The 19,965-nt window shown below is 58.1% G+C and carries 21 protein-coding genes; 11 read left to right on the plus strand and 10 right to left on the minus strand.

Going from position 1 to position 19,965, the window contains the following annotated elements; genetic code table 11:
• Nucleotides 1-34 precede the first annotated feature (34 nt).
• On the minus strand, nt 35-841 hold the full coding sequence (locus ABJN86_RS07850) for a DUF4198 domain-containing protein (RefSeq protein WP_348366086.1): 807 nt from the start codon (nt 839-841) through the stop codon (nt 35-37).
• Here ABJN86_RS07850 and ABJN86_RS07855 point away from each other — a divergent pair.
• The 4 genes from ABJN86_RS07855 to ABJN86_RS07870 all read left to right on the plus strand — a co-directional run bounded on the left by ABJN86_RS07855 (nt 840) and on the right by ABJN86_RS07870 (nt 3,544).
• Entirely contained in the window at nt 840-1,991 is a 1,152-nt protein-coding gene (locus tag ABJN86_RS07855; RefSeq protein WP_348366088.1) for a HupE/UreJ family protein, read from the plus strand. The two genes, ABJN86_RS07850 and ABJN86_RS07855, sit on opposite strands and share 2 nt — an antisense overlap.
• Nucleotides 1,992-2,936, plus strand: coding sequence for a DMT family transporter (locus tag ABJN86_RS07860; protein WP_348366090.1), 945 nt, complete (start codon nt 1,992-1,994; stop codon nt 2,934-2,936). It begins immediately after the preceding gene.
• A 3-nt stretch (nt 2,937-2,939) separates the two neighbouring features.
• Nucleotides 2,940-3,275 carry a DUF1294 domain-containing protein gene (locus ABJN86_RS07865; protein WP_348366092.1) on the plus strand — a complete coding sequence of 112 codons (336 nt, stop codon included), beginning with the start codon at nt 2,940-2,942 and terminating at the stop codon, nt 3,273-3,275.
• Between the two features lie 80 nt (nt 3,276-3,355).
• A complete protein-coding gene (locus tag ABJN86_RS07870; RefSeq protein WP_348366093.1) occupies nt 3,356-3,544 on the plus strand; it encodes a hypothetical protein in 189 nt (62 codons plus the stop codon).
• On the opposite strand, the gene ABJN86_RS07875 is transcribed toward ABJN86_RS07870, so the two are convergent.
• Entirely contained in the window at nt 3,541-4,410 is an 870-nt protein-coding gene (locus ABJN86_RS07875) for a branched-chain amino acid aminotransferase (protein WP_348366095.1), read from the minus strand. The genes ABJN86_RS07870 and ABJN86_RS07875 overlap by 4 nt on opposite strands.
• A 150-nt stretch (nt 4,411-4,560) precedes the next feature.
• Between ABJN86_RS07875 and ABJN86_RS07880 the strand changes: the two genes are divergently transcribed.
• Genes ABJN86_RS07880 through dxs form a run of 6 tightly spaced genes read left to right on the plus strand, consistent with a single transcriptional unit; the run spans nt 4,561 to nt 9,773 of the window.
• Nucleotides 4,561-5,073 (plus strand): MarR family transcriptional regulator, encoded by a 513-nt coding sequence (locus tag ABJN86_RS07880; protein WP_348366096.1) that lies wholly within the window; start codon nt 4,561-4,563, stop codon nt 5,071-5,073.
• Entirely contained in the window at nt 5,074-5,781 is a 708-nt protein-coding gene (locus ABJN86_RS07885; RefSeq protein WP_348366098.1) for a response regulator, read from the plus strand.
• 9 nt (nt 5,782-5,790) lie between these two features.
• Nucleotides 5,791-6,732, plus strand: a complete 942-nt coding sequence (locus ABJN86_RS07890; protein ID WP_348366099.1) for a histone deacetylase family protein — start codon at nt 5,791-5,793, stop codon at nt 6,730-6,732.
• Nucleotides 6,725-6,967 carry an exodeoxyribonuclease VII small subunit gene (locus tag ABJN86_RS07895; RefSeq protein ID WP_348366101.1) on the plus strand — a complete coding sequence of 81 codons (243 nt, stop codon included), beginning with the start codon at nt 6,725-6,727 and terminating at the stop codon, nt 6,965-6,967. The genes ABJN86_RS07890 and ABJN86_RS07895 overlap by 8 nt, the downstream gene beginning before the upstream one ends.
• Before the next feature lie 4 nt (nt 6,968-6,971).
• Nucleotides 6,972-7,832 carry a polyprenyl synthetase family protein gene (locus ABJN86_RS07900; protein WP_348366103.1) on the plus strand — a complete coding sequence of 287 codons (861 nt, stop codon included), beginning with the start codon at nt 6,972-6,974 and terminating at the stop codon, nt 7,830-7,832.
• A 12-nt stretch (nt 7,833-7,844) separates the two neighbouring features.
• Nucleotides 7,845-9,773 carry a 1-deoxy-D-xylulose-5-phosphate synthase gene (gene dxs / locus ABJN86_RS07905; protein ID WP_348366105.1) on the plus strand — a complete coding sequence of 643 codons (1,929 nt, stop codon included), beginning with the start codon at nt 7,845-7,847 and terminating at the stop codon, nt 9,771-9,773.
• Here dxs and ABJN86_RS07910 read toward each other — a convergent pair.
• Genes ABJN86_RS07910 through ABJN86_RS07940 form a run of 7 tightly spaced genes read right to left on the minus strand, consistent with a single transcriptional unit; the run spans nt 9,770 to nt 18,026 of the window.
• A complete protein-coding gene (locus ABJN86_RS07910) occupies nt 9,770-10,957 on the minus strand; it encodes a class I SAM-dependent RNA methyltransferase (protein ID WP_348366107.1) in 1,188 nt (395 codons plus the stop codon). The two genes, dxs and ABJN86_RS07910, sit on opposite strands and share 4 nt — an antisense overlap.
• A gap of 6 nt (nt 10,958-10,963) precedes the next feature.
• Nucleotides 10,964-12,835: an ABC transporter ATP-binding protein gene (locus ABJN86_RS07915; RefSeq protein WP_348366108.1), complete on the minus strand. Its 1,872-nt coding sequence runs from the start codon at nt 12,833-12,835 to the stop codon at nt 10,964-10,966.
• The gene (locus ABJN86_RS07920; RefSeq protein WP_348366110.1) at nt 12,832-14,673 is read right to left on the minus strand and encodes an ABC transporter ATP-binding protein; all 1,842 of its coding nucleotides are present in this window, start codon (nt 14,671-14,673) and stop codon (nt 12,832-12,834) included. The genes ABJN86_RS07915 and ABJN86_RS07920 overlap by 4 nt, the downstream gene beginning before the upstream one ends.
• Before the next feature lie 39 nt (nt 14,674-14,712).
• Nucleotides 14,713-15,303: a LysE family translocator gene (locus ABJN86_RS07925; protein ID WP_348366112.1), complete on the minus strand. Its 591-nt coding sequence runs from the start codon at nt 15,301-15,303 to the stop codon at nt 14,713-14,715.
• Nucleotides 15,300-16,445: a CCA tRNA nucleotidyltransferase gene (locus ABJN86_RS07930; RefSeq protein WP_348366113.1), complete on the minus strand. Its 1,146-nt coding sequence runs from the start codon at nt 16,443-16,445 to the stop codon at nt 15,300-15,302. The genes ABJN86_RS07925 and ABJN86_RS07930 overlap by 4 nt, the downstream gene beginning before the upstream one ends.
• Complete coding sequence (locus ABJN86_RS07935) at nt 16,442-17,044, minus strand: CoA pyrophosphatase (RefSeq protein WP_348366115.1); 603 nt, start codon at nt 17,042-17,044, stop codon at nt 16,442-16,444. The genes ABJN86_RS07930 and ABJN86_RS07935 overlap by 4 nt, the downstream gene beginning before the upstream one ends.
• The gene (locus tag ABJN86_RS07940; RefSeq protein WP_348366116.1) at nt 17,028-18,026 is read right to left on the minus strand and encodes an Hsp33 family molecular chaperone HslO; all 999 of its coding nucleotides are present in this window, start codon (nt 18,024-18,026) and stop codon (nt 17,028-17,030) included. The genes ABJN86_RS07935 and ABJN86_RS07940 overlap by 17 nt, the downstream gene beginning before the upstream one ends.
• A gap of 100 nt (nt 18,027-18,126) precedes the next feature.
• Here ABJN86_RS07940 and ABJN86_RS07945 point away from each other — a divergent pair, with 100 nt between their 5' ends.
• Complete coding sequence (locus ABJN86_RS07945; RefSeq protein ID WP_348366118.1) at nt 18,127-18,567, plus strand: NUDIX hydrolase; 441 nt, start codon at nt 18,127-18,129, stop codon at nt 18,565-18,567.
• Between the two features lie 9 nt (nt 18,568-18,576).
• On the opposite strand, the gene ABJN86_RS07950 is transcribed toward ABJN86_RS07945, so the two are convergent.
• On the minus strand, nt 18,577-19,893 hold the full coding sequence (locus tag ABJN86_RS07950) for a SpoIIE family protein phosphatase (RefSeq protein WP_348432223.1): 1,317 nt from the start codon (nt 19,891-19,893) through the stop codon (nt 18,577-18,579).
• Nucleotides 19,894-19,965 lie beyond the last annotated feature (72 nt).

A 19,965-nucleotide genomic window follows, 5' to 3' on the forward strand; every position in this document is an offset into this window, starting at 1 on the left:
GCTTTTCATGGTGACACATCAAGGAAATGGCCCCTTAGTTTGGGACAAGAAAGGTGAGCGCGGCCCAAGCGGTTTCCCACACAGGGTTTGACGTTGGGTCGTCCGCATCCATGGGAAGTAATACGACAGCGTCCACCAAGTACTCGTTGCCAGCGGAAACCGGAAAGGTTGCCACGCCATTGTCGTCAGTCCGGTGCAATGTGATCTCCACCTCGCCGTCAGGTCCTTTCTCGAACAGCTCCACTTGCACATTTGCCCGCGGTTTTCCGTCCAGCAGAACCTTCACGGGAAACTGCTCTAACGTATCGGTGTATGGGTTGGCCAAGGCGACGATCTCGGTCTTCATTCCGACTTCTCGGTCATCGCCTTCCCCGTTGCCAATGGCGATCAGGCTTTTGGCATAGCGGCGATACTGCTCAGTAAATCGCTCCTCTGGCAGGTTACGTTGCGCGTGCTGCTCCACGGCCCATTCGAAGTCCTTATGCTTGGCAAATTTGGTAAACTTCTCCATTCCCTCGTAGGTCAGCTGGTTGTCGCCTGTTTCATGAACAACTGTGACCAGCCCTTCAGCGGGCGCGGGCATATTCAAGGCGGGGGTGTCGCCTAACCGACCGGTGATTGGAATGACCTGATCACCCGATATCATTTCAAAGCGCTCAAACCGGTTTTCATTGAACCCGTAACTTGCGCCGCCAAACTCTTGGCCAACCCGAAGTTGGGCTTGAATATCGCCGCCTTTCTGGGTCACGTAGTTGTTAGGCGAAATCCAGAATTCATGGGCTTGCGCGGAAGTTGCCCACAGGAATAATGCGGCAGCAGTACAAATACGACGAGGCAACATGTCAAATCCTTCTATCACGTTCAGACGCATGCTGATCCAACTGGGCGCGATGTCAATGCTCGCGCTGATCACAATGACGACTCAGATGGCTGCGCACGAAATTAGGCCAGCAATCGCCGACGTAACATTGGGCGACGATGCGGTGGACATTTCCATCCGTATTACCGCCGAGCCACTGATTGCGGGTATTAATCTGGAAGGCTTGCAAGACACCAATGAAGCCCCCGATGCTGATAAATACGACGCGCTACGTGCGCTGTCTGCAACCGACTTGGATGAGCAGTTTCGTGCCGCTTGGCCAAATATCGCGTCTGGGTTCACCACGCTTGCGGGCGAAGCCCCCGTCGCTTTGGAGTTGGTCAGCGTGGACGTCGCGGATCAACCAAACCTAGAGCTGCCACGGGACACAACCATCATCTTGAAAGGCGCGCTCCCCAGTGACGCCAGTGATCTGCGTTTTGGCTGGCAAGCCGCCAATGGCCCGATCATCGTGCGTCAAGCCGAAGGTGGTGATGACGCCTACGCGGGGTACTTGGAAAATGGCGCGTTAAGTGAGCCACTTCCCCGTGTTGGTGCCGCGTCTGAATCTGCCGTATCGGTCTTTTTGCGCTACATCGTGGTGGGTTTTGACCACATTATCCCCAAGGGTCTCGACCATATTTTGTTTGTCTTGGGGCTGTTCTTTCTATCGCTCCATATACGTCCATTGGTCACGCAAATCACTGTCTTCACGGTGGCACACACTATCACTTTGGCGCTTGCAAGCCTCGGCTATGTTGCTGTGAACCCTGCTGTAGTGGAGCCACTGATTGCGGCCTCAATTGTCTACGTCGCGGTGGAGAACATATTCACCAGTCGCATCACATGGTGGCGCCCGATTGTCATTTTCGCATTCGGCTTGCTTCACGGACTTGGCTTCGCCTCGGTGCTCGGTGAATTCGGGTTGGCGCAAGGCCGATTTGTCGTGGGCCTCATTGGCTTCAATGTCGGGGTGGAGGTCGGCCAACTTGCGGTCATCACCCTCGCGTTTTTGGCCGTCGGCATATGGTTCGGCAAAAAGCCGTGGTATCGCGCCCGCATCTCAATACCGGCCTCCGTGTTCATCGCGGTAGTCGGAGCGTATTGGGCAGTGGAGCGGGTGTTCCTCTAGATGGCCACCCCCGCACCCAAGCCCAATACTCTGGTCGCAATTTTGTCCAAACTGGGCGCAGTGTTTTGCTTCATGGCGATGGCCACGTTGATCAAAATCGCCTCCGTGCGCGTCCCTCCGGGGGAGACGGTGTTCTTCCGCTCGTTCTTTGGATTGCCCATCATTCTTGGTTGGATCGCGTTGCGCGGGGAGCTGCGCACAGGGTTGAAAACCGATAATCCCCAAGGCCACTTCTGGCGCGGGCTTGTCGGCGTGACGGCCATGTCTATGGGCTTTGCTGCGCTGGGATTGTTGCCCCTGTCCGAAGTGAAAGCCATCCAGTATGCCCAACCAGTTCTCGTGGTGATCTTCGCGGCCATGTTCTTGGGCGAGCGAGTGCGGGCGTTTCGCCTCACGGCGGTTGCACTTGGGATGGTTGGGGTTTTGATCATCATGTCGCCGCGTTTGACGGTGTTTTCTGACGGGGCCGGGGATCCATATCTGGCAATCGGGGCGTTGCTGGCCTTTGGGTCCGCGATCTTGGCCGGCTTGGCACATGTTTTCGTGCGCAAGCTCACCATGACGGAGCCGACCTCCGCCATTGTCTTCTGGTTTTCAGTCACCGCGTCTTGTCTGTCTATTCTCACCTTGCCCTTCGGTTGGGTTTGGCCAACTGGGCCAGAGGCCGCAGCGCTCATCGGGGCGGGTCTGTTTGGTGGCATCGGGCAAATATTCCTGACATCCAGTTACCGCTATGCGGATGCATCTGTCGTGGCGCCGTTTGAGTATTTCTCAATCGTGTTGGCGCTCGCCATCGGCTACTTCGTCTTCTCTGAGGTGCCGACTGCCGTGATGCTGGTTGGCATCGCACTAATTGTGTGCGCGGGCATCTTGATCATTTGGCGCGAAGGCAAGCTGGGAAAAGAGCGCAAGCAAGCCCGCAAAGCCATGACGCCGCAGGGGTAGGGCATGCCTGAGTCCTTCCTTCCTTTCGCGATTTTGGGTGCATATCTGGCACTGGTGAACGTCTTCACCTTCGTTTTATTCGCCTTCGATAAACGTCGCGCCAAGACCCGTGGGCGCAGAATTCGCGAATCCAATCTGCTGATGTGGGCTGCCGTCGGGGGCACGCTGGCCGCCAAATATGCGCAGCGGCGGTTGCGTCATAAAACGACTAAACAACCCTTTGCGCGGCAGTTGAATTTGATCATTTGGGCGCAGGTTGCGATCATTGTCCTCATAGCGTTCCCACAGGTGCGCGGGCTTCTTTGGGCCGCTGTTGAGCAGGTCAGATCACTGCTTTGACAGCGGTTGCGCAGGTGGCCCCTGCAAATTTCTAGAAATTTGTGTTATGGTTGTCTCGCAATACATAAGGAGACCCTTGCATGAGACACGTCCTCGACAAGCAATCCCCGTCAGCGGCGCAGGCCGGCACGCGTTTCGTTTTTGCTATGCAACGCAACGATATGCCAAGCCCCGCAACCCTCGCGTTGCAGCGCCGCAAAAAGGCCGCACCGAAAAATCCGGTACGGCCTTCGCAGTATTTCAGAATAGAGCGTGGGATCAGGACCTAAAGCCGTACCAGCTTCTCGTAGCTTTCTGCGATGTCGCGTGCAATTGCGCCGACTTCGAAGTTGTAGTCGCCGATGGACCCAACAGGGGTCACTTCGGCGGCTGTCCCCGTTAGCCAGCATTGCTCGAAGCTTTCCAGCTCTTCTGGCATGATGTGGCGCTCATGAACCGTGATTTGGCGATCTTTTAGCATGCCAACAACTGTCTGGCGGGTGATGCCGTTCAGGAAGCAGTCAGGCTTTGGCGTGTGCACTTCGCCATCTTTCACGAAGAACATGTTCGCGCCAGTCGCCTCGGCCACATAGCCGCGGTAGTCGAACATCATTGCGTCGGAGCAGCCTTTGGCTTCCGCCGCGTGCTTGGACATGGTGCAGATCATGTAGAGGCCGGACGCCTTCGCGAAGCACGGAATGGTCTCGGGGCTAGGGCGCTTCCACTTGGAGATGTCGAGCTTGGCGCCCTTCATCTTGGCGTCGCCGTAATAGGCACCCCATTCCCACGCGGCCACGGCCATGCGCACTTGGTTCTTGGAGGACGCGACGCCCATGTCTTCGCCCGCACCGCGCCAGCATACTACGCGCAGGTAGGCGTCAGTCAGGTTGTTGGCTTTTAGCACTTCGTATTTCGCGGCTTCGATCTCGTCTACGGTGTAAGGGATCGGCATGTCGAGCTGCTCGCCCGAGTAGAGCAAACGCTCAGAGTGCTTGCGGCTTTCAAAGATTTTACCGTTATAGCAACGCTCACCTTCAAATACAGAAGACGCGTAATGCAGCCCGTGGGTCAGGATGTGGACGTTGGCTCCACGCCAGTCCACCAGCTTGCCATCCATCCAGATGACGCCGTCACGATCGTCATATCCACCAGCCATCGGTCTAATCCTTTTCATTTATTGCGTATGATGGGTCCGTTTCGGACACAATATTTCATTAAAGTCACGATTCGCTATCATTCGATACTTGGAAAGTCAACAAGGCTGACATAAACTAACCGAAAGCAGGAAGCATGAGGGAGCCGTCAAATGTCGGACCGAGGGACGGGTCAAACGCCCAAAAGTGGGGAAGGTCTGTTGTTTTTGACCGACGACCAACTGCGGCGCGGAATTGAAGCAATGTTCTTTGCTTACCGTGGGTTCACCGCTGATCCGGATCGCATCTTGCAGCAATACTCCTACGGCCGTGCTCACCACCGCGCCATTCACTTCATCAAACGCAGCCCCGGCAATACGGTGAATAACCTGCTCGATATTCTGGGTGTCACGAAACAATCTTTGAACCGCGTGTTGCGCTCGCTCATCGTGGATGGATTGGTTGAAAGCCGCGTGGGCAAGCAAGATCGCCGAGAGCGACACCTCTATCTGACAGATGCAGGGCAAGAGTTGGAAAAAGAACTGTCGGAGGCGCAGCGAAGCCGTATGCGCGCCGCCTACCGGGATGCCGGCCCTGAGGCAGTTGCGGGGTTTCGTCAGGTGCTGGAACAGATTATGGATCCCGAAATGCGTAGGCATTTTCAAACGATCAAGGAGGGCGCGTAGATGTCCCAATCTCTAAATGACGCCCATTTGCTTATCGTTGATGATGATGAACGCATTCGTAAGCTGATCCAGCAATTCCTGACTAGGAACGGCTTTTGGACCACGTCAGCCCGAGACGCGGATCATGCGCGTCGGTTGCTCGAAGGGTTGGATTTTGATCTGATCGTTATGGACGTCATGATGCCGGGGGATGACGGGATCACCTTCACCCGCGAATTGCGCGAGACGCGCGATACTCCGATTTTGTTGCTGACGGCCAAGGGCGAAAGCAGCGACCGGATCTCCGGACTTGAAGCGGGGGCGGATGACTATCTGCCCAAACCGTTTGAGCCCAAGGAGCTGCTCCTTCGTATTAATTCCATTCTACGCCGCATTCCTCAGGCTGAGGAGATCATCGAGGCTCCGAAATCGCTAACCCTTGGCGATATTCGCTACGACATTGAGCGTGGGGAAATGTGGCGCGACGAGGAGTTGATCCGTCTGACCGCCACTGAAGTGGCCTTGATGAGGATTTTCTCCGGGTGTCCGGGGGAGGCGGTGAGCCGCGCGAAATTGGTCGAAGATTTGGGCCGCGACCGTGGTCAGGCGCAAGAACGGGCGGTTGATGTTCAGATTACCCGATTGCGCCGCAAAATCGAGATGGACCCCAAGCAGCCCCGTTACCTGCAAACCGTGCGTGGCTCCGGCTACATGCTGGCACCTGACTGAGGATCGCAAATGTCCACCGCCCTTTTGACCCATCCCGATTGTTTGCAGCATGTCACGCCCTCAGGCCATCCTGAACGTGTTGACCGCCTTATGGCGATCTACGCTGCCCTTGATGCGATGGATCAAACTGACCTGACCCGTGTTGACGCGCCATTGGGTCGGGACGCTGACATCCTGCGTGTTCACCCTCAGGCGCATATAGATGCGGTCAACACATCTGCGCCGGACGCGGGCTCGGTTTCACTGGACGCTGACACACATATGTCGGCGGGCTCGTTGAAGGCGGCCTATCGCGGGGTCGGGGCGATGACCAAAGCGGTCGACATGGTGTTGGGTGGAGAGGTTCAAAATGCCTTCGCCGCCATGCGTCCGCCGGGTCACCACGCCGAGAAGCAAACACCTATGGGGTTCTGCCTGTTTGGGAATGTGGCCATTGCGGCGAAACATGCGTTGGATGTGCACGGCTTGGACCGCGTCGCGGTTGTGGACTTCGATGTCCACCACGGCAATGGCACGCAAGATTTGCTGTGGGACGAGGGCCGCGCGCTGTTCATCTCCAGCCACCAAATGCCGCTCTATCCCGGATCTGGTGCGGCTCATGAAACTGGCGCTTCTGGCAATATCCTTAACGTCCCCTTGGAGCCTAATTCAGGGGGTGCGGAGCTTCGCAAAGCCTATGATCGCGTGATCTTGCCTGCGCTCAATGACTTCAAGCCGCAGCTGGTGTTGATTTCGGCGGGCTTTGATGCGCACCGTAGTGATCCGTTGGCGAATTTGAATTGGGACGAGGCGGATTTCGTTTACGCTACGCATGCTTTGTGCGATATCGCCGATACGCATGCTCAGGGTCGCATCGTCTCGACTTTGGAGGGCGGATATGATCTGGATGCCTTAGCCGCATCCACACGCGCACATCTGGAAGTTTTGATAGAACGAGGCACCCATGGCTGACACGAATGTAGACGAAATGAGCTTCGAGCAAGCAATGTCCGAGCTAGAGCAGGTTGTTGGCCAGCTGGAGCGTGGCGACGTGCCGTTGGAAGATAGTATCAAGCTTTACGAGCGCGGTGCGGAGCTGAAAAAGCGCTGCGAGACCAAGCTGAAAGAGGCTGAGGAAAAAGTCGCTCAAATCACGCTTGGCTCCGACGGCCAAGCCGCAGGGGCGACACCCGTCGAAGGTCTATAGTTTAATGTTTCAAGATGCTCTGATCGATGCGCAAACCCGAGTGCAAGTGGCTCTGGATCAGGTGATGCGCCCGCATGAAGGTGTTATCGCTGACGCCATGCGCTACACTTGTACGGGTGGCAAAAGGTTGCGGGCATTCTTAGTGATGGAAGGTGCGCATCTTCACGGTGTGTCGCCACAAGTGGCCGACCAAGCGGCCGCCGCGATTGAAATGATCCATGCCAATAGCCTTGTGCACGATGATCTGCCATGCATGGATGACGATGACCTGCGCCGAGGTATGCCAACGGTCCACGTTCAATGGGACGAGGCCACGGCGGTTCTGACGGGTGACGCGCTGCAAACTCTCACGTTTGAGGTTCTGTCTGAACTCGAAGCGCCTGCGCAGGTGCGTGTGGCGTTGATCTCTTCAATGGCCAAGGCAGCCGGAGCGGCTGGAATGGTGCTTGGTCAGGCTATGGATATAGCTGCCGAGACAGCGGAAACGCCCCTTACTTTGGATGAGATTACGCGAATGCAGGCCGGTAAAACTGGCGCATTGATCGAGTGGTCGGGTCAGGCAGGCGCGATCCTAGCCGAGGCCGATCCAACCCCACTGCGCCATTATGCCCAAGCTATTGGTCTTGCTTTCCAAATCGCTGATGACATCTTGGATATTGAGGGCGATGCCGCGAAGGCAGGTAAACGCCTGCAAAAAGATGCTGACGCTGGGAAGGCTACATTTGTGTCGCTTTTGGGTATGGTGGGTGCAAAGGCCCGCGCGGGCGAGCTGATCGTGCAGGCTTGCGACGCGCTTTCCCCTTACGGCGACAGCGCCAACAACTTAAAAGCAGCGGCGCGGTTCGTCATAGACCGCGACACGTGAGGGACGACTTAGATGAGCGATAGACCGCAAACACCAGTGCTGGATCGGGTGAACACACCCGCCGACATGAAAGGCATGTCCGACGCGGAGCTGACCCAGCTCGCGCATGAATTGCGTCTGGAAACGGTTCACGCGGTGTCTGAAACCGGCGGCCACCTTGGGGCGGGTCTGGGTGTGGTTGAGTTGACCGTCGCCATTCACGCGGTGTTCGAGGCCCCTAAGGATCGCCTGATCTGGGATGTGTCTCATCAATGCTATCCTCACAAAATCATTACTGGCCGTCGCGAACGCATTCGCACTATTCGCCAGAAAGACGGCTTGTCTGGTTTCACCAAACGCACGGAATCGCCCTATGATCCGTTCGGTGCCGCGCATTCCTCTACGTCGATTTCTGCCGCCCTCGGCATGGCGGTCGCCCGCGATCTTGGTGGTGCGCCTGAACATGGGCTTGGCGACTGTATTGCCGTGATCGGCGACGGGTCTATCAGTGCGGGCATGGCGTTTGAGGCGATGAACAACGCGGGCCACCTGAAGAAGCGTATGATCGTCATTCTCAATGACAACGAGATGTCCATTGCGCCCCCCACGGGCGCTATGTCGTCCTACTTGTCGCGTCTTTATGCGGGTGCGCCATTCCAAGAGTTCAAAGCCGCCGCCAAAGGTGCGGTGTCCCTGCTGCCCGAGCCATTCCAAGAAGGTGCGCGCCGCGCCAAGGAATTGCTAAAATCGGCCACGGTGGGTGGTACATTGTTTGAAGAGCTCGGCTTTTCCTATGTCGGCCCCATTGACGGCCACGACATGGAACAACTGATGGCCGTTTTGCGGACCGTAAAGCTCCGCGCCGATGGGCCTGTGATGATCCATGTGATCACGAAAAAGGGCAAGGGCTACGGGCCCGCCGAAAGTGCCGCCGACGGTGGTCATGCCACGGCAAAGTTCGACTTCATTACTGGGAAGCAGAAGAAGTCCCCCTCCAACGCGCCCAGCTACACGTCTGTGTTCGGCAAGGCGCTGGTCGATCACGCGGCTGAGGATAGCAAGGTCGTCGCGGTTACCGCCGCAATGCCCGATGGCACGGGCCTCAGTCTGATGGCAGAACGCTACCCGTCGCGCACCTTTGATGTTGGTATTGCCGAGCAGCACGCGGTCACATTCGCAGGCGGTCTGGCTGCCGGCGGTATGAAGCCGTTTTGCACGATCTATTCCACCTTCCTGCAGCGTGGCTATGATCAGATTGTGCATGACGTGGCATTGCAAAACCTGCCCGTGCGCTTCCCGATTGACCGTGCCGGATTGGTCGGCGCTGATGGGGCCACTCACGCAGGCAGTTTCGATATCGCCTTTATGGCGAACTTGCCTAACATGGTGGTCATGGCCGCCGCCGATGAGGCCGAGCTGGTCCATATGGTTGCCACCGCTGTTGCCTATGATGATGGCCCGATTGCGTTCCGTTATCCACGTGGTGAAGGCGCGGGCGTCGAGATGCCGGAAAAGGGCGAAGTACTGGAAATCGGCAAATCCCGCCCGATCCAAGACGGCAGCCGCGTGGCGCTTCTATCTTTCGGGACCCGTTTGTCAGAGGTGATGATCGCTGCTGAAAACCTTGCCGCGAAGGGCATCACGCCCACGATTGTCGATGCGCGTTTCGCCAAACCACTGGACCAAGACGCTATTCTTAACTTGGCCCAAACCCACGAAGCTTTGATCACAATCGAGGAAGGCGCCGTCGGCGGCTTCGGCTCTCATGTGGCGCAGCTTTTGGCCGAAAACGGTGTATTCGATGGCGGGCTCAAGTATCGCTCTATGGTGTTGCCGGATGTCTTTATCGACCAGTCCAGCCCCGAGGATATGTATGCGACTGCGGCACTCAACGCACCTCAGATCGAGACGAAGGTGCTAGAGGTTTTGGGCATCGCCGACATAGCTACGCGCCGCGCTTAAGCCTTGGTAAACTGCGCGGCGAGTTCCACATGGGACGACCAGCGGAATTGATCGACAGGCTGAACCCAGTCTAGCTTATATCCGCCCTTGATCAGGATTTCCGCGTCCCGCGCGAAGGTGATCGGGTTGCAAGACACTGCCGCGATCCGTTTCACATTGCTTTGGGCCAGCTCAATCGATTGTGCCTCTGCGCCCGCGCGTGGGGGGTCAATGATAACCGCATCCGTTTTGCGCAACTCTTGCGGCAGCAGCGGGCGGCGGAACAGGTCGCGGGTTTCGCTCGTGACCTTTTTCAAACCCGTCGCCATGCGCCAGCCGGCGTCCATCGCGGCGATCAGGCTTTCCTCGCCCTCCAAGGCCCAGATTTCCGCCTTCTCGGCGGCGGGCAATGTGAAGGTGCCGCACCCTGCGAACATATCCACCACTTGTTTGGCGTCGCCCAAGGCTTCGGTCACGCAGTCACCCAGAACGGTTTGCCCATGCGCCGTCGCCTGCAAAAACGCGCCCGGCGGGGGGCTGATTTTGGCTGCTCCGAAGGTCTGAATGGCTGGCTCACGGGTGGCCACGGCCTCGCCGTCCCAGCTCAGGCGTGCCAGTTTGTGGCGCTCGACCAAGGCCGATAGCTCCAAGATGCTTTGCGGCTGTAATTCCTTGGCGTCTTTGATGTCTATGTCCAAGCCGTTTTCGGACAGGGTCACTGCCAGCCCCACGGTGCTTTTGCGCGAGGCGGCGGCGATTGTTAGTTCCTCCAACACGGGGAAGGCGGCGATCAAGGCGGGATCCAATAGCTTGCAGTCTGTCACTTCGATCAGTGCATCCGATCCGCGCCCAAAGAAGCCGACCATGGCGCCCTTTTTGGTGCGGCGGCCATGCAAGGTGGCGCGGCGGCGCGATTGTGTGGGTGAGGTCAGGATCGGGCGAATGTCCGTCTCGATCCCGCGCGCAGATAGTCCCAATCGGATCACATCCGTTTTCCAATCCGCCACGAAGTCGTCATTGGCGTGCTGCATCGCACAGCCGCCGCAGCTTTTGTAGTGGCGGCAAGGGGCGGCCACGCGGTCCGTCGACGGCGTCACAATGCGCCCGTCTTCCACCACCTCGTCAGGCAGCACGCGCGGGATTGGCGCGCCGGTCTCGACGACGCCTTCGCCTTTGTGGTTCAGTCGCAAAATGGTCTGTGTCATGGGTGCTTACTCGGCTGCTTCGGCAATCCCTATAAACCCGCCCGACTGTCGCCGCCAGTAGCGAGCGTAAAGTCCGTCCTGCTCTAGCAGCTGCGTATGGGTGCCATCCTCCACAATTTGCCCAGCTTCCAGCACAACGATCCGGTCCATTCGGGCGATGGTGCTTAGGCGGTGGGCGATGGCGATGACGGTTTTGCCCTGCATTGCGTTCTCTAGCGCGGATTGGATGGAGGCCTCTACTTCGCTGTCCAACGCGCTTGTGGCTTCGTCCAGCACCAAGATCGGCGCGTCCTTCAGCAAGGCGCGGGCCAAGGCGATCCGTTGGCGTTGCCCGCCCGACAGCTTGACGCCCCTCTCGCCCAGATAGGCGCCGTAGCCTTTGTTCCCTTTGTGGTCCTCTAGGTCCAAAATGAACTCATGCGCCTCGGCGCGGCGGGCGGCGTCGATCATTTGCTCTTCGGTGGCGTCGGGGCGGCCATACATGATGTTGTCGCGGGCAGAGCGGTTGAACATCGAGGTTTCCTGCGTGACCATCCCAATGCTCTGGCGCAGGCTTTCTTGGGTCACGGCGGATACGTCTTTCCCGTCAATGCGCACGGCCCCCGTCTCGGGGTCGTAGAGGCGCAAAAGCAGGCTCACCAGCGTCGATTTCCCCGCGCCCGATGCCCCAACCAGCCCCAGCTTTTCGCCGGATGGAATGGTCAATGTCACGTCGTCAATACCGCCCAGCTCGCGGCCATAGCGGAAGGTGACTTGGTCGAATAGCACCTCGCCCGAAGGCACATCCAAGGCTTTCGCGCCGTGTTTGTCCAGCAGCGCATGGGGCGGGGTTAGGGTGCGCATCCCGTCCTCGACCTCGCCCACATTGGCGTACATGGCCATCAGCGAGAAGCTCACCCAACCCGTCATCTGCGCAATCCTGATCGAGATCGCGCCAGCGGCGGCAATGTCGCCCGTGGTGGCCACGCCGGACTGCCACAGCATTACCGTGCCGCCGATCAGTAGCACCGGCAGCACGCCCGCGGTGGTCATCAGGGCAAAGCGGAAGCCGGTGGACAGTCGGCCAAATTCCAACGCGCGGTCGCGCAGGACACCCATGGCGCTTAGGGCGGATTGGTCCTCGAACTTGGAGTGCCCGAACAGCTTGACGGTCTTGATGTTGGTGATCGTGTCCACGACTTGCCCCGTCACCATGGTACGCGCCCCCGCCCGCGCGGCGGAGCGTTTGCGGATGCGTGGCATGAACCAGCTGATCATGAGGATGTAGCCCACCAGCCAGACCGCCAAGGTCACCGCGACCCAGCCGCTGATGGTGCTTAGCAGCAGAACCGACCCCACAATGGAGGCCAAAGCAAAGGCCACCACGTTGATCGTCTCGGCGGTGACATCGGTTAACGCACGTGCGGTTTGCATCTGCTTTTGTGCGATGCGCCCCGCGAAGTCGCTGTCGAAGTAGTCGACTGAGTGGCCAAGGGTCCAGCGGTGCAACCGGCTTTGGATCAACGGGTACACATTGGGCGGCACGACGATGCCGTTGAAGGCGGCGCTCATGCCAAAGAACAGCGGGCGCAGGATCAAGAAGAAGCCAATGAACAGCGCGACCAACGGCCAGTTTTGGGAAAAGAACCCGACCGGACCTGTGGTGGCTGCGGCGTCAATGACCCAGCCCAAAAGCATGGCCGTGACCGCCTCCATTGTGCCTGCAAGCGCAGAGAATACGGCGGCAAGGATGAGCACGGGCCAAGATCCCGCAAGGCACCATTTGACGAATTCCCACAGCGTGCGCGGCGGTGGCCCACCCGCTTCCTTGAACGGGTCAATGGCGTCGCCCAAGCGCTTCAGAAGTGGCTCTAACTTCGCGAGCAATAGGTCCATCATTGCGCACCCTCCGTGTTCAAGAAGCCGCCTGATTGACGCGCCCAGAAGCCGGCGTAAAGCCCCGCTTTGGCCAGCAGTTCTTCATGTGTGCCTTCCTCGGCGATTTTACCACCGTCGAGGACCACAATCCGGTCCATATGGGCGATGGTGCTTAAACGGTGTGCGATAGCGATGACGGTCTTCCCTTTCATGACGCCGTAAAGCGTGTCTTGAATTGCGGCCTCTACTTCGCTGTCCAAGGCGCTCGTGGCTTCATCCAACACGAGGATGGGGGCATCTTTCAAGATCACCCGCGCCAGCCCAATACGTTGGCGTTGCCCACCCGACAGTTTGACCCCGCGCTCACCCACATGGGCGTCGTATCCGGTGCGCCCTTCAGGGTCGGCAAGGTCCAGAATAAACTCATGCGCTTCCGCGCGTTTGGCGGCCTCGAGCATGTCGGCCTCGGAGGCGTCGGGACGGCCATAAAGGATGTTGTCGCGCACGGAGCGGTGCAGCAGCGAGCTGTCTTGGCTCACCATGCCCGTCACCTGTCGAAGGCTGTTTTGGGTCACACGGGTGATGTCCTGCCCGTCAATCTCAATGCGTCCCCCCTCGGGGTCGTAGAAACGCAAAAGCAGCTTCACAAGGGTGGATTTCCCTGCCCCCGAGCGCCCGATCAGCCCCACCTTTTCGCCATTGGCAATGCGCAGCGACAAGGCGTCCAATCCGCCATGATCACGACCATAATGGTGTGTTAGACCCTTAAATTCGACCACTCCGTCCGTTAGCGCCAGCGGTTCGGCCCCCTTGGCGTCGACCAAAGCGATGGGTTGCGCGATGGTCTCCATCCCTTCCGACACGACCCCAAGGGAGCGGAAGAATGTCGACAACGCCCACATGATCCACCCCGTCATGGCGTTCAGTCGCAAGGTCAGCGCGGTGGCCGCAGCAACCGCCCCGACGCTGGCTTGCCCTAGGGACCACAGCCAAATTGCCCAGCCGACGACGCCCACAATCAAAAGGCCGTTTAGGGTGACCAGCATGACGTCCATGATGGTGAACAACCGCATCTCGCGGGCGAAGGTTTGGCGGGTCTTCTCTATCGCCTCCTTGGCGAATTGCACCTCGCCGTCATGGTGCGCGAATAGTTTGACCGAGTGGATGTTGGTGTAGCTGTCCACAATCCGCCCCGTGGTCATGGACCGCGCGTCCGACGATGCCTTGGAGGCAGGCCCCACACGTTTCATCGTCCACGACACCAAGCAGGCGTAAAGCCCTAGCCAAATCACCAAGGGGATGGCCAGGCGCGGGTCCGCCTCCGTCAGCAAGATGACCGCGCCCACGACATAGGCCAGCGAGAAGGTGATCGCGTCGAACACCTGAAAAACGGCTTCCCCCGCAGCGGGTGGTGTCTGCATAATACGGTTGGCGATGCGGCCCGCGAAGTCGTTCTCGAACCAGCCCACGGATTGGCGCAAGACATGCTTATGGGCACGCCAGCGGAACAAGGTGCCGTAGTTCGGCAAAATGGCGTTGTTCAGGATGCCCACGTCGGCGGCTTGTATCAGCGGGCGCAGGAACACAATAAACAGGGCGGCTAGGATCAGTTCAGTGCCGTATTGGCTCAGTACCTCAGACGGCTCACCCAAGGACAAAATGTCCACGACGCGGCCCATATAATAGATCAGCCCAACCTCTACCACCGCCACCGCAAGCGACAGCAAGGCGGCCCAGACGAACACCTTTTTGAACGGTTGCGAGTACGACAACAGGAACGGCCAAAGCTTGCGCGGCGGGGCGTCCACCTCGTCATACGGACCATATGGGTCCACCAAATTCTCTAGAAACCGAAACATTGAAACCTCTGTGGCAGCCTCTATGGTGTCGGCTGCGAGCTATAGGAAAACCATGACAGCCGAAGCCGCTAATGCAAAGGCCATTATGCTCATAAATCCGCGCCACCACGCGTGCTTTGTCATCAGTACGGCTAAAAGCGATCCGGCGAATGTCCAAAACAGGCACACAAACAGGTTAATGCCCGAGAACGCGGTGCCAAGCCTGACCGCTTCTTGTATGGGTGACAAGCCAACCGCGTAGCCAGAGGAGGCCGCCATCGCGATTGCCCAAATCTTCGGGTTCACCCATTGAAACAAGACGGCTTCGATGAAGGTAAAGGGTCGGTCGCGTCCTTGATCTTGTGCTTGCGGCCCTCTGGTAGAGCGGAACAGCTTCCACGCCATCCACAATATCCACGCAGCGGCCAAGCATTTCAACGCGAAGGTCAACGCAGGATGGGCCAGCAATAATGCGCCGATGCCGTAGCCAGTCAGCGCCGAGGTAATTCCAACGCCAGCCGCCACGCCCAAGACATGCGGCAAGGTGCGCCTAAACCCGAACCGCGCGCCCGATGTGGTCAGCAGTATGACATTTGGACCGGGTGAAAACAGGCCCGCAAACACAAAGGCGTAAAGCGGATCAAAGCTCATGCAAGCAACTCTGATTTGCTTAGGCCGAATCCAGAGGCGATCCAGCGGGCCTCCAAATCTTTAAGTTTCGCGCCCAAGGCTGGGCCTTCAAACTTCGGCATCAAGTCGTTGGCCTTCACAGGGAAGCTGGCCTTGGCACCACGCTCGATTAACACATCCGTGTCGGGCGCTAGTGGTTGCTCAAACAACGCCCCACGTAGCAACGCCACATCCCACGCGAGCGTTTCGTCGTGGCGGTAGGCGATCTCGGGCAGCCCCGTGATGTCCCCGACCATGCCCCGCAACGCATCAATCCGGTTGGCCTCCGCATTTGACAAGCGCCAAGCCTCTTTCAAGCCGAAGCCGCCCACGCATGCCACACGCCGCGCAGCACTTGGTGCGCGGCCCGCTTCCAGATGCACCAAGATCGGCAGGGCCTTCGCATCAGCGCCCATCATGACGCGCGCCAACACGCCCGCCTGCGCCATTGCAGCCATGGCGGGTGCGGGGTCTGGTGCCCTCAAAAGTTTCAACATCTCGCTGCCAACGCGTTCGCCGGACAGCCCCTCCAACCCGTCCACACCTGCGGCACAAGCCGCCAATGCGTTCGCGTCCAAGCCAGCCGCCGCGTCGCCATACCACGCGTGAAAGCGGAAAAAGCGAAGGATGCGCAGGTAGTCCTCGGCGATCCGCGCGTCGGCGTCGCCGATGAATTTGAACCGTCGTGCGTCTAAATCAGGCAGGCCATCCACGGGGTCAAACACCACGCCGGTGCGGTCCGCATATAGCGCGTTCACGGTGAAGTCCCGCCGCGCCGCGTCCTCTTCCATCGACGCAGAGAACGCCACTTCCGCGTGCCGCCCATCGGTTTCTACGTCGCGTCGAAAGGTGGTGATTTCATGCGCGATGTCGCCTGACATGACGGTCACCGTGCCATGATCAATGCCGGTGGGGATGACCTTTAGCCCAGCATCCTTGGCCGCATTTACCACCAAATCAGGCGTCGCGGCGCTGGTGATGTCGATGTCGGAAACGGAGACACCCAACAAGGCATTTCGCACACAGCCGCCGACGAAATACCCTTGGTGGCCGGTGGTCTCCAACAGATCAAAGACCGCTTGGGTTGCGGGGGTATCTATCCAGTTTCCGGTGATGCGGGTCATTGCTGAACCTGCTCGGCCAAGGATCGCAACATCCGCGCCGTAGCACCCCAAATGTAGTAGGGCCCGTAAGGCACCACGAAGTAATGTCGCCGTTGTCCGCGCCAGCGTCGCCCCTCAATAATATAATTATCGGGGTTCAAAACATGGGCCAATGGTACGGTGAACATCTCCGCGACTTCACCGGCCTCGACCACCGCGTCAAACGGGCCGTCAATCACGCCCACATGTGGGGTGACCTGAAAGCTGGTCACGGTTTCATGGGTGGGCAGACTTCCAATCAGACGCACCTTATTGCGGTCCAGCCCGATCTCTTCCTCGGCTTCGCGCAGGGCGGTTGTGGTCAAGTCTTCATCTCCATCACGTTTGCCGCCCGGAAAGGCAATCTGCCCGGGGTGATGCTTCAACGCGGAGGATCGTTTGGTCAGCACAACTCGCGCGCCGTCGTGGGATGGCATCAGTCCAACAAGGACGGCGGCGTCTCGCAAGACGCGGTTGTCGGGCAAGGAGATGTTTGGGTTCAGATCAAAGTCAGATGTGGCCGCGCCGGGGTTCGCCAGCGCAGCCTCCACGAGTTTGATTTGATCACTTGCCGTCGTCACGGGGCTGTGCCTCGAAGCCCATGGCTTTCGGGTCCATCACGTAATGCGCGCCGCAGAACTGGCAGTCGGCGGTCAATGTGCCGTCTTCCTTGGTCATATGTGCAAGGTCGCGGGCCGAGTAAATCGACAGGCTTTGCTGCACCTTTTCCTTTGAACAGGTGCAGCCGAATTTGACCGGCTGCGCGTCATACACGACGGGGGCTTCTTCGTGGAACAGGCGGAACAATAGGTCGGTCGGCGCAATGCTTGGTCCGATCAATTCCAATTCCTCAACCGTATCCAACAAGATGCTAGCGCGGTTCCAATTGTCGCCATCGTCGCCATCCAGAATGTCGTTCGCGGTGAGCAGCCCGTCTTCGCTTTCGGCCTCGCCTTTCGCCATCAACGGCGAGGCTTTCGGCATGTGTTGCAACATGACGCCACCTGCGCGCCAGCTTTCCACCTCGCCCGGCTCGATGGAGCGGCCATAGGTCAGCGAAAACTTCGTGGGTAGCTGCTCGGATTGCGCGAAGTAAGTCTCCGCACAGGCCGACAGGCTGCCACCCGCCAGCGGGGTGATGCCTTGGTAGGGCTTCATGTCGTTGCCTTGGTCGATCAGTATCGCAAAGAAGCCTTTGCCAATTTGGCCAAACGGATCAGCCTTCAAGTCGAGCGTTTCTTTGTCATAGCTGGCGTAGGCGCGAATGCGGGCAGGCTCGCCCTCTTCGGTCGGGCCGTAGTAATCCGTCGCGATCAGGCGCAATGGGCCGTCGCCGCGAATTTGTATCGACAATTTCCAACGCAAGTCGATCGTTTGCCCGATCAAGGCCGTTAGCAATGCGGCTTCGGCCACCATGGCCTCGACCAATGGGGGATAGTCATGTTGTTCCAACACGCCGTCCAACACGCCATCTAGCCGTGCCACGCGGCCACGGATGTCGATTTTATCCAGCTGGAATGGGAGGACTGTGTCGTCCCACGCAATTTTTTGTCCAAGGGTCATGGGGTTTCCTTACGCCTAAGGGGTTGGCATACCGTGTCTAGATAGGCGCGACAATCCATTCCCCAAGGGGGGCGCGTCAGATGCATGACGGAGTGGTAATATGATCAGGCGTTTTGGCGAGAGTTTTCAGCCCGGTAAACCCTACCGGCGCAGGCCGGGGGCCTATGCCATTTTGTGGAATGGGACAGATTTGCTTACAACAATTCAAGACGGGGAGGAGCCGGAGGTGCAACTCCCAGGTGGCGGTATCGATCCCGGCGAGCACCCGATCCCCGCGTTGCACCGCGAGGTGATGGAGGAAACGGGTTGGACGATAGCCAGCCCCCGTAAGCTTGGCGCGTTCCGGCGATTTGTTTACATGCCAGATTATGGTTACTGGGCCGAGAAGTTGTGCAGCATTTATTTGGCGCGCCCAGTTCTATGCAAAGGCCCCCCGCTGGAGCAAGGACACACCGCGCTTTGGATGTCTCCCAGCGATGCGGCGCGGTTGTTGGGAAATGAGGGGGACCGGCATTTCGTGAAATCCGTGTTCGGGCTTTAACCGCAACATTCATGTCGCAGGGCCGTGATAGTCAAAAATAAGTGCCGATACATCGTCATCAAATTCGTCCTTACGGGTGTAGGTCCGTAGTTTGGTCAGTAATTGATTCAGTAGGTCATGGTTTTCTGCGTAACGGGTGTCTTCCAAGAAGGATAGGAACCCCTCTTCTTCAAACATGTTTCCCTGCGGGTCTTCGGCCTCAGTGATCCCATCAGAGTGAAGGACCACGCGGTCTCCGGGTTGAAGTTGTACTTTGAAAGATGTGAAGGGGGCTTGGGGGATTAATCCAACCGGCATCCCACCTTCACCTAACAACTGTGCATTTTCGCCCTGCCGTTGCAGAACAGGATGCGGGTGTCCTGCCTGCACACTGTGCATCTCCCCCGTCTTTAAATCCACGATGCATAAGGCGATGGTGAAATAATGCTCAGTTTCGAGTTCTCGGAGGAGCAGTTCGTTCAAATCGCTGACTGTATCTGCTGGATCACGCGCGATGAATTCGCCAGATCCAACCTGACGAATGGCCATGTTTTGACTTGGGCTGAGGCCGCTTAAATATCCCGCAAGACGCGCAGTCATTAAGGCAGATGTTACCCCATGTCCGGACACATCAAGTGAGAATAACCCAACGCTATGCGGGTTAATGCGAAATTTCCCCACCAAGTCACCACCGACATGGCCGCTAGGGGTTAGGTTCAAGCCGATGCGTCCTTCAGGGATGGTGATGTCGGTTTCGCGAACTAAGGATTGCTGAAGGTGTCGCGCTTCCGAAAGATCATGGTTCAAGGCGTCATAGAGGGTTTCTATGCGTTTCAACGTGGAATTCACGATTTCATTTTTGTCGATCAACGCGGCTTGCATTTTCAACACCCGTTCTCCGGCCCGAAGGCGGGCGCGCAGTTCGCCAGAGCTAACGGGTTTGGTCAGGAAATCATCCGCTCCGGAGTTCAAACCTTGCGCGACTTCATCACTGCTGCCCTTGCTGGTTAACAAGATGAAGTATCCGTAGTTGTCCTGCGCGAGTTCGCGAAAGGCGCGACAAAATTCAGGACCTGACATTTCAGGCATAACCCAATCGCTCAAGATCAGGGATACATCTTGTTCTTGGCAGATGGCCAAACCTTCTTGGCCCGAGGCTGCTTCCAAAACCTCGTATCCCCACTTTCGTAGGTTGGCGGTGAGCAGCCGTCGCTGCATCTTACTGTCATCCACCACGAGAACCCGTTGTGGAAGTGCAGGGTTAGTGTCACTGACGTCGTCCCACCCGATGGGGGAGGATTGTTCAGCGACTGTCACGGCTTTGTTCGTGGGAACTACATTTAACATGCGGCCTACAGAGCGTCGAAAGACTTAAAGGAAGGTGAAACTTACAATTGCATTCACTACAATTGTCTCAAT

It is taken from the genome of Litoreibacter sp. (assembly GCF_039974535.1).
Taxonomy (GTDB): domain Bacteria; phylum Pseudomonadota; class Alphaproteobacteria; order Rhodobacterales; family Rhodobacteraceae; genus Litoreibacter.

Coding starts and splice junctions, on each gene's coding strand:
- ABJN86_RS07900 (WP_348366103.1), top strand. CDS start 6,972: ATGTTTCAAGATGCTCTGATCGATGCGCAAACCCGAGTGCAAGTGGCT.
- ABJN86_RS07875 (WP_348366095.1), bottom strand. CDS start 4,410: ATGGCTGGTGGATATGACGATCGTGACGGCGTCATCTGGATGGATGGC.
- ABJN86_RS07930 (WP_348366113.1), bottom strand. CDS start 16,445: ATGACCCGCATCACCGGAAACTGGATAGATACCCCCGCAACCCAAGCG.
- ABJN86_RS07870 (WP_348366093.1), top strand. CDS start 3,356: ATGAGACACGTCCTCGACAAGCAATCCCCGTCAGCGGCGCAGGCCGGC.
- ABJN86_RS07915 (WP_348366108.1), bottom strand. CDS start 12,835: ATGATGGACCTATTGCTCGCGAAGTTAGAGCCACTTCTGAAGCGCTTG.
- ABJN86_RS07890 (WP_348366099.1), top strand. CDS start 5,791: ATGTCCACCGCCCTTTTGACCCATCCCGATTGTTTGCAGCATGTCACG.
- ABJN86_RS07885 (WP_348366098.1), top strand. CDS start 5,074: ATGTCCCAATCTCTAAATGACGCCCATTTGCTTATCGTTGATGATGAT.
- ABJN86_RS07895 (WP_348366101.1), top strand. CDS start 6,725: ATGGCTGACACGAATGTAGACGAAATGAGCTTCGAGCAAGCAATGTCC.
- ABJN86_RS07920 (WP_348366110.1), bottom strand. CDS start 14,673: ATGTTTCGGTTTCTAGAGAATTTGGTGGACCCATATGGTCCGTATGAC.
- ABJN86_RS07910 (WP_348366107.1), bottom strand. CDS start 10,957: ATGACACAGACCATTTTGCGACTGAACCACAAAGGCGAAGGCGTCGTC.
- dxs (WP_348366105.1), top strand. CDS start 7,845: ATGAGCGATAGACCGCAAACACCAGTGCTGGATCGGGTGAACACACCC.
- ABJN86_RS07945 (WP_348366118.1), top strand. CDS start 18,127: ATGATCAGGCGTTTTGGCGAGAGTTTTCAGCCCGGTAAACCCTACCGG.
- ABJN86_RS07925 (WP_348366112.1), bottom strand. CDS start 15,303: ATGAGCTTTGATCCGCTTTACGCCTTTGTGTTTGCGGGCCTGTTTTCA.
- ABJN86_RS07850 (WP_348366086.1), bottom strand. CDS start 841: ATGTTGCCTCGTCGTATTTGTACTGCTGCCGCATTATTCCTGTGGGCA.
- ABJN86_RS07865 (WP_348366092.1), top strand. CDS start 2,940: ATGCCTGAGTCCTTCCTTCCTTTCGCGATTTTGGGTGCATATCTGGCA.
- ABJN86_RS07880 (WP_348366096.1), top strand. CDS start 4,561: ATGTCGGACCGAGGGACGGGTCAAACGCCCAAAAGTGGGGAAGGTCTG.
- ABJN86_RS07860 (WP_348366090.1), top strand. CDS start 1,992: ATGGCCACCCCCGCACCCAAGCCCAATACTCTGGTCGCAATTTTGTCC.
- ABJN86_RS07940 (WP_348366116.1), bottom strand. CDS start 18,026: ATGACCCTTGGACAAAAAATTGCGTGGGACGACACAGTCCTCCCATTC.
- ABJN86_RS07855 (WP_348366088.1), top strand. CDS start 840: ATGTCAAATCCTTCTATCACGTTCAGACGCATGCTGATCCAACTGGGC.
- ABJN86_RS07950 (WP_348432223.1), bottom strand. CDS start 19,893: ATGTTAAATGTAGTTCCCACGAACAAAGCCGTGACAGTCGCTGAACAA.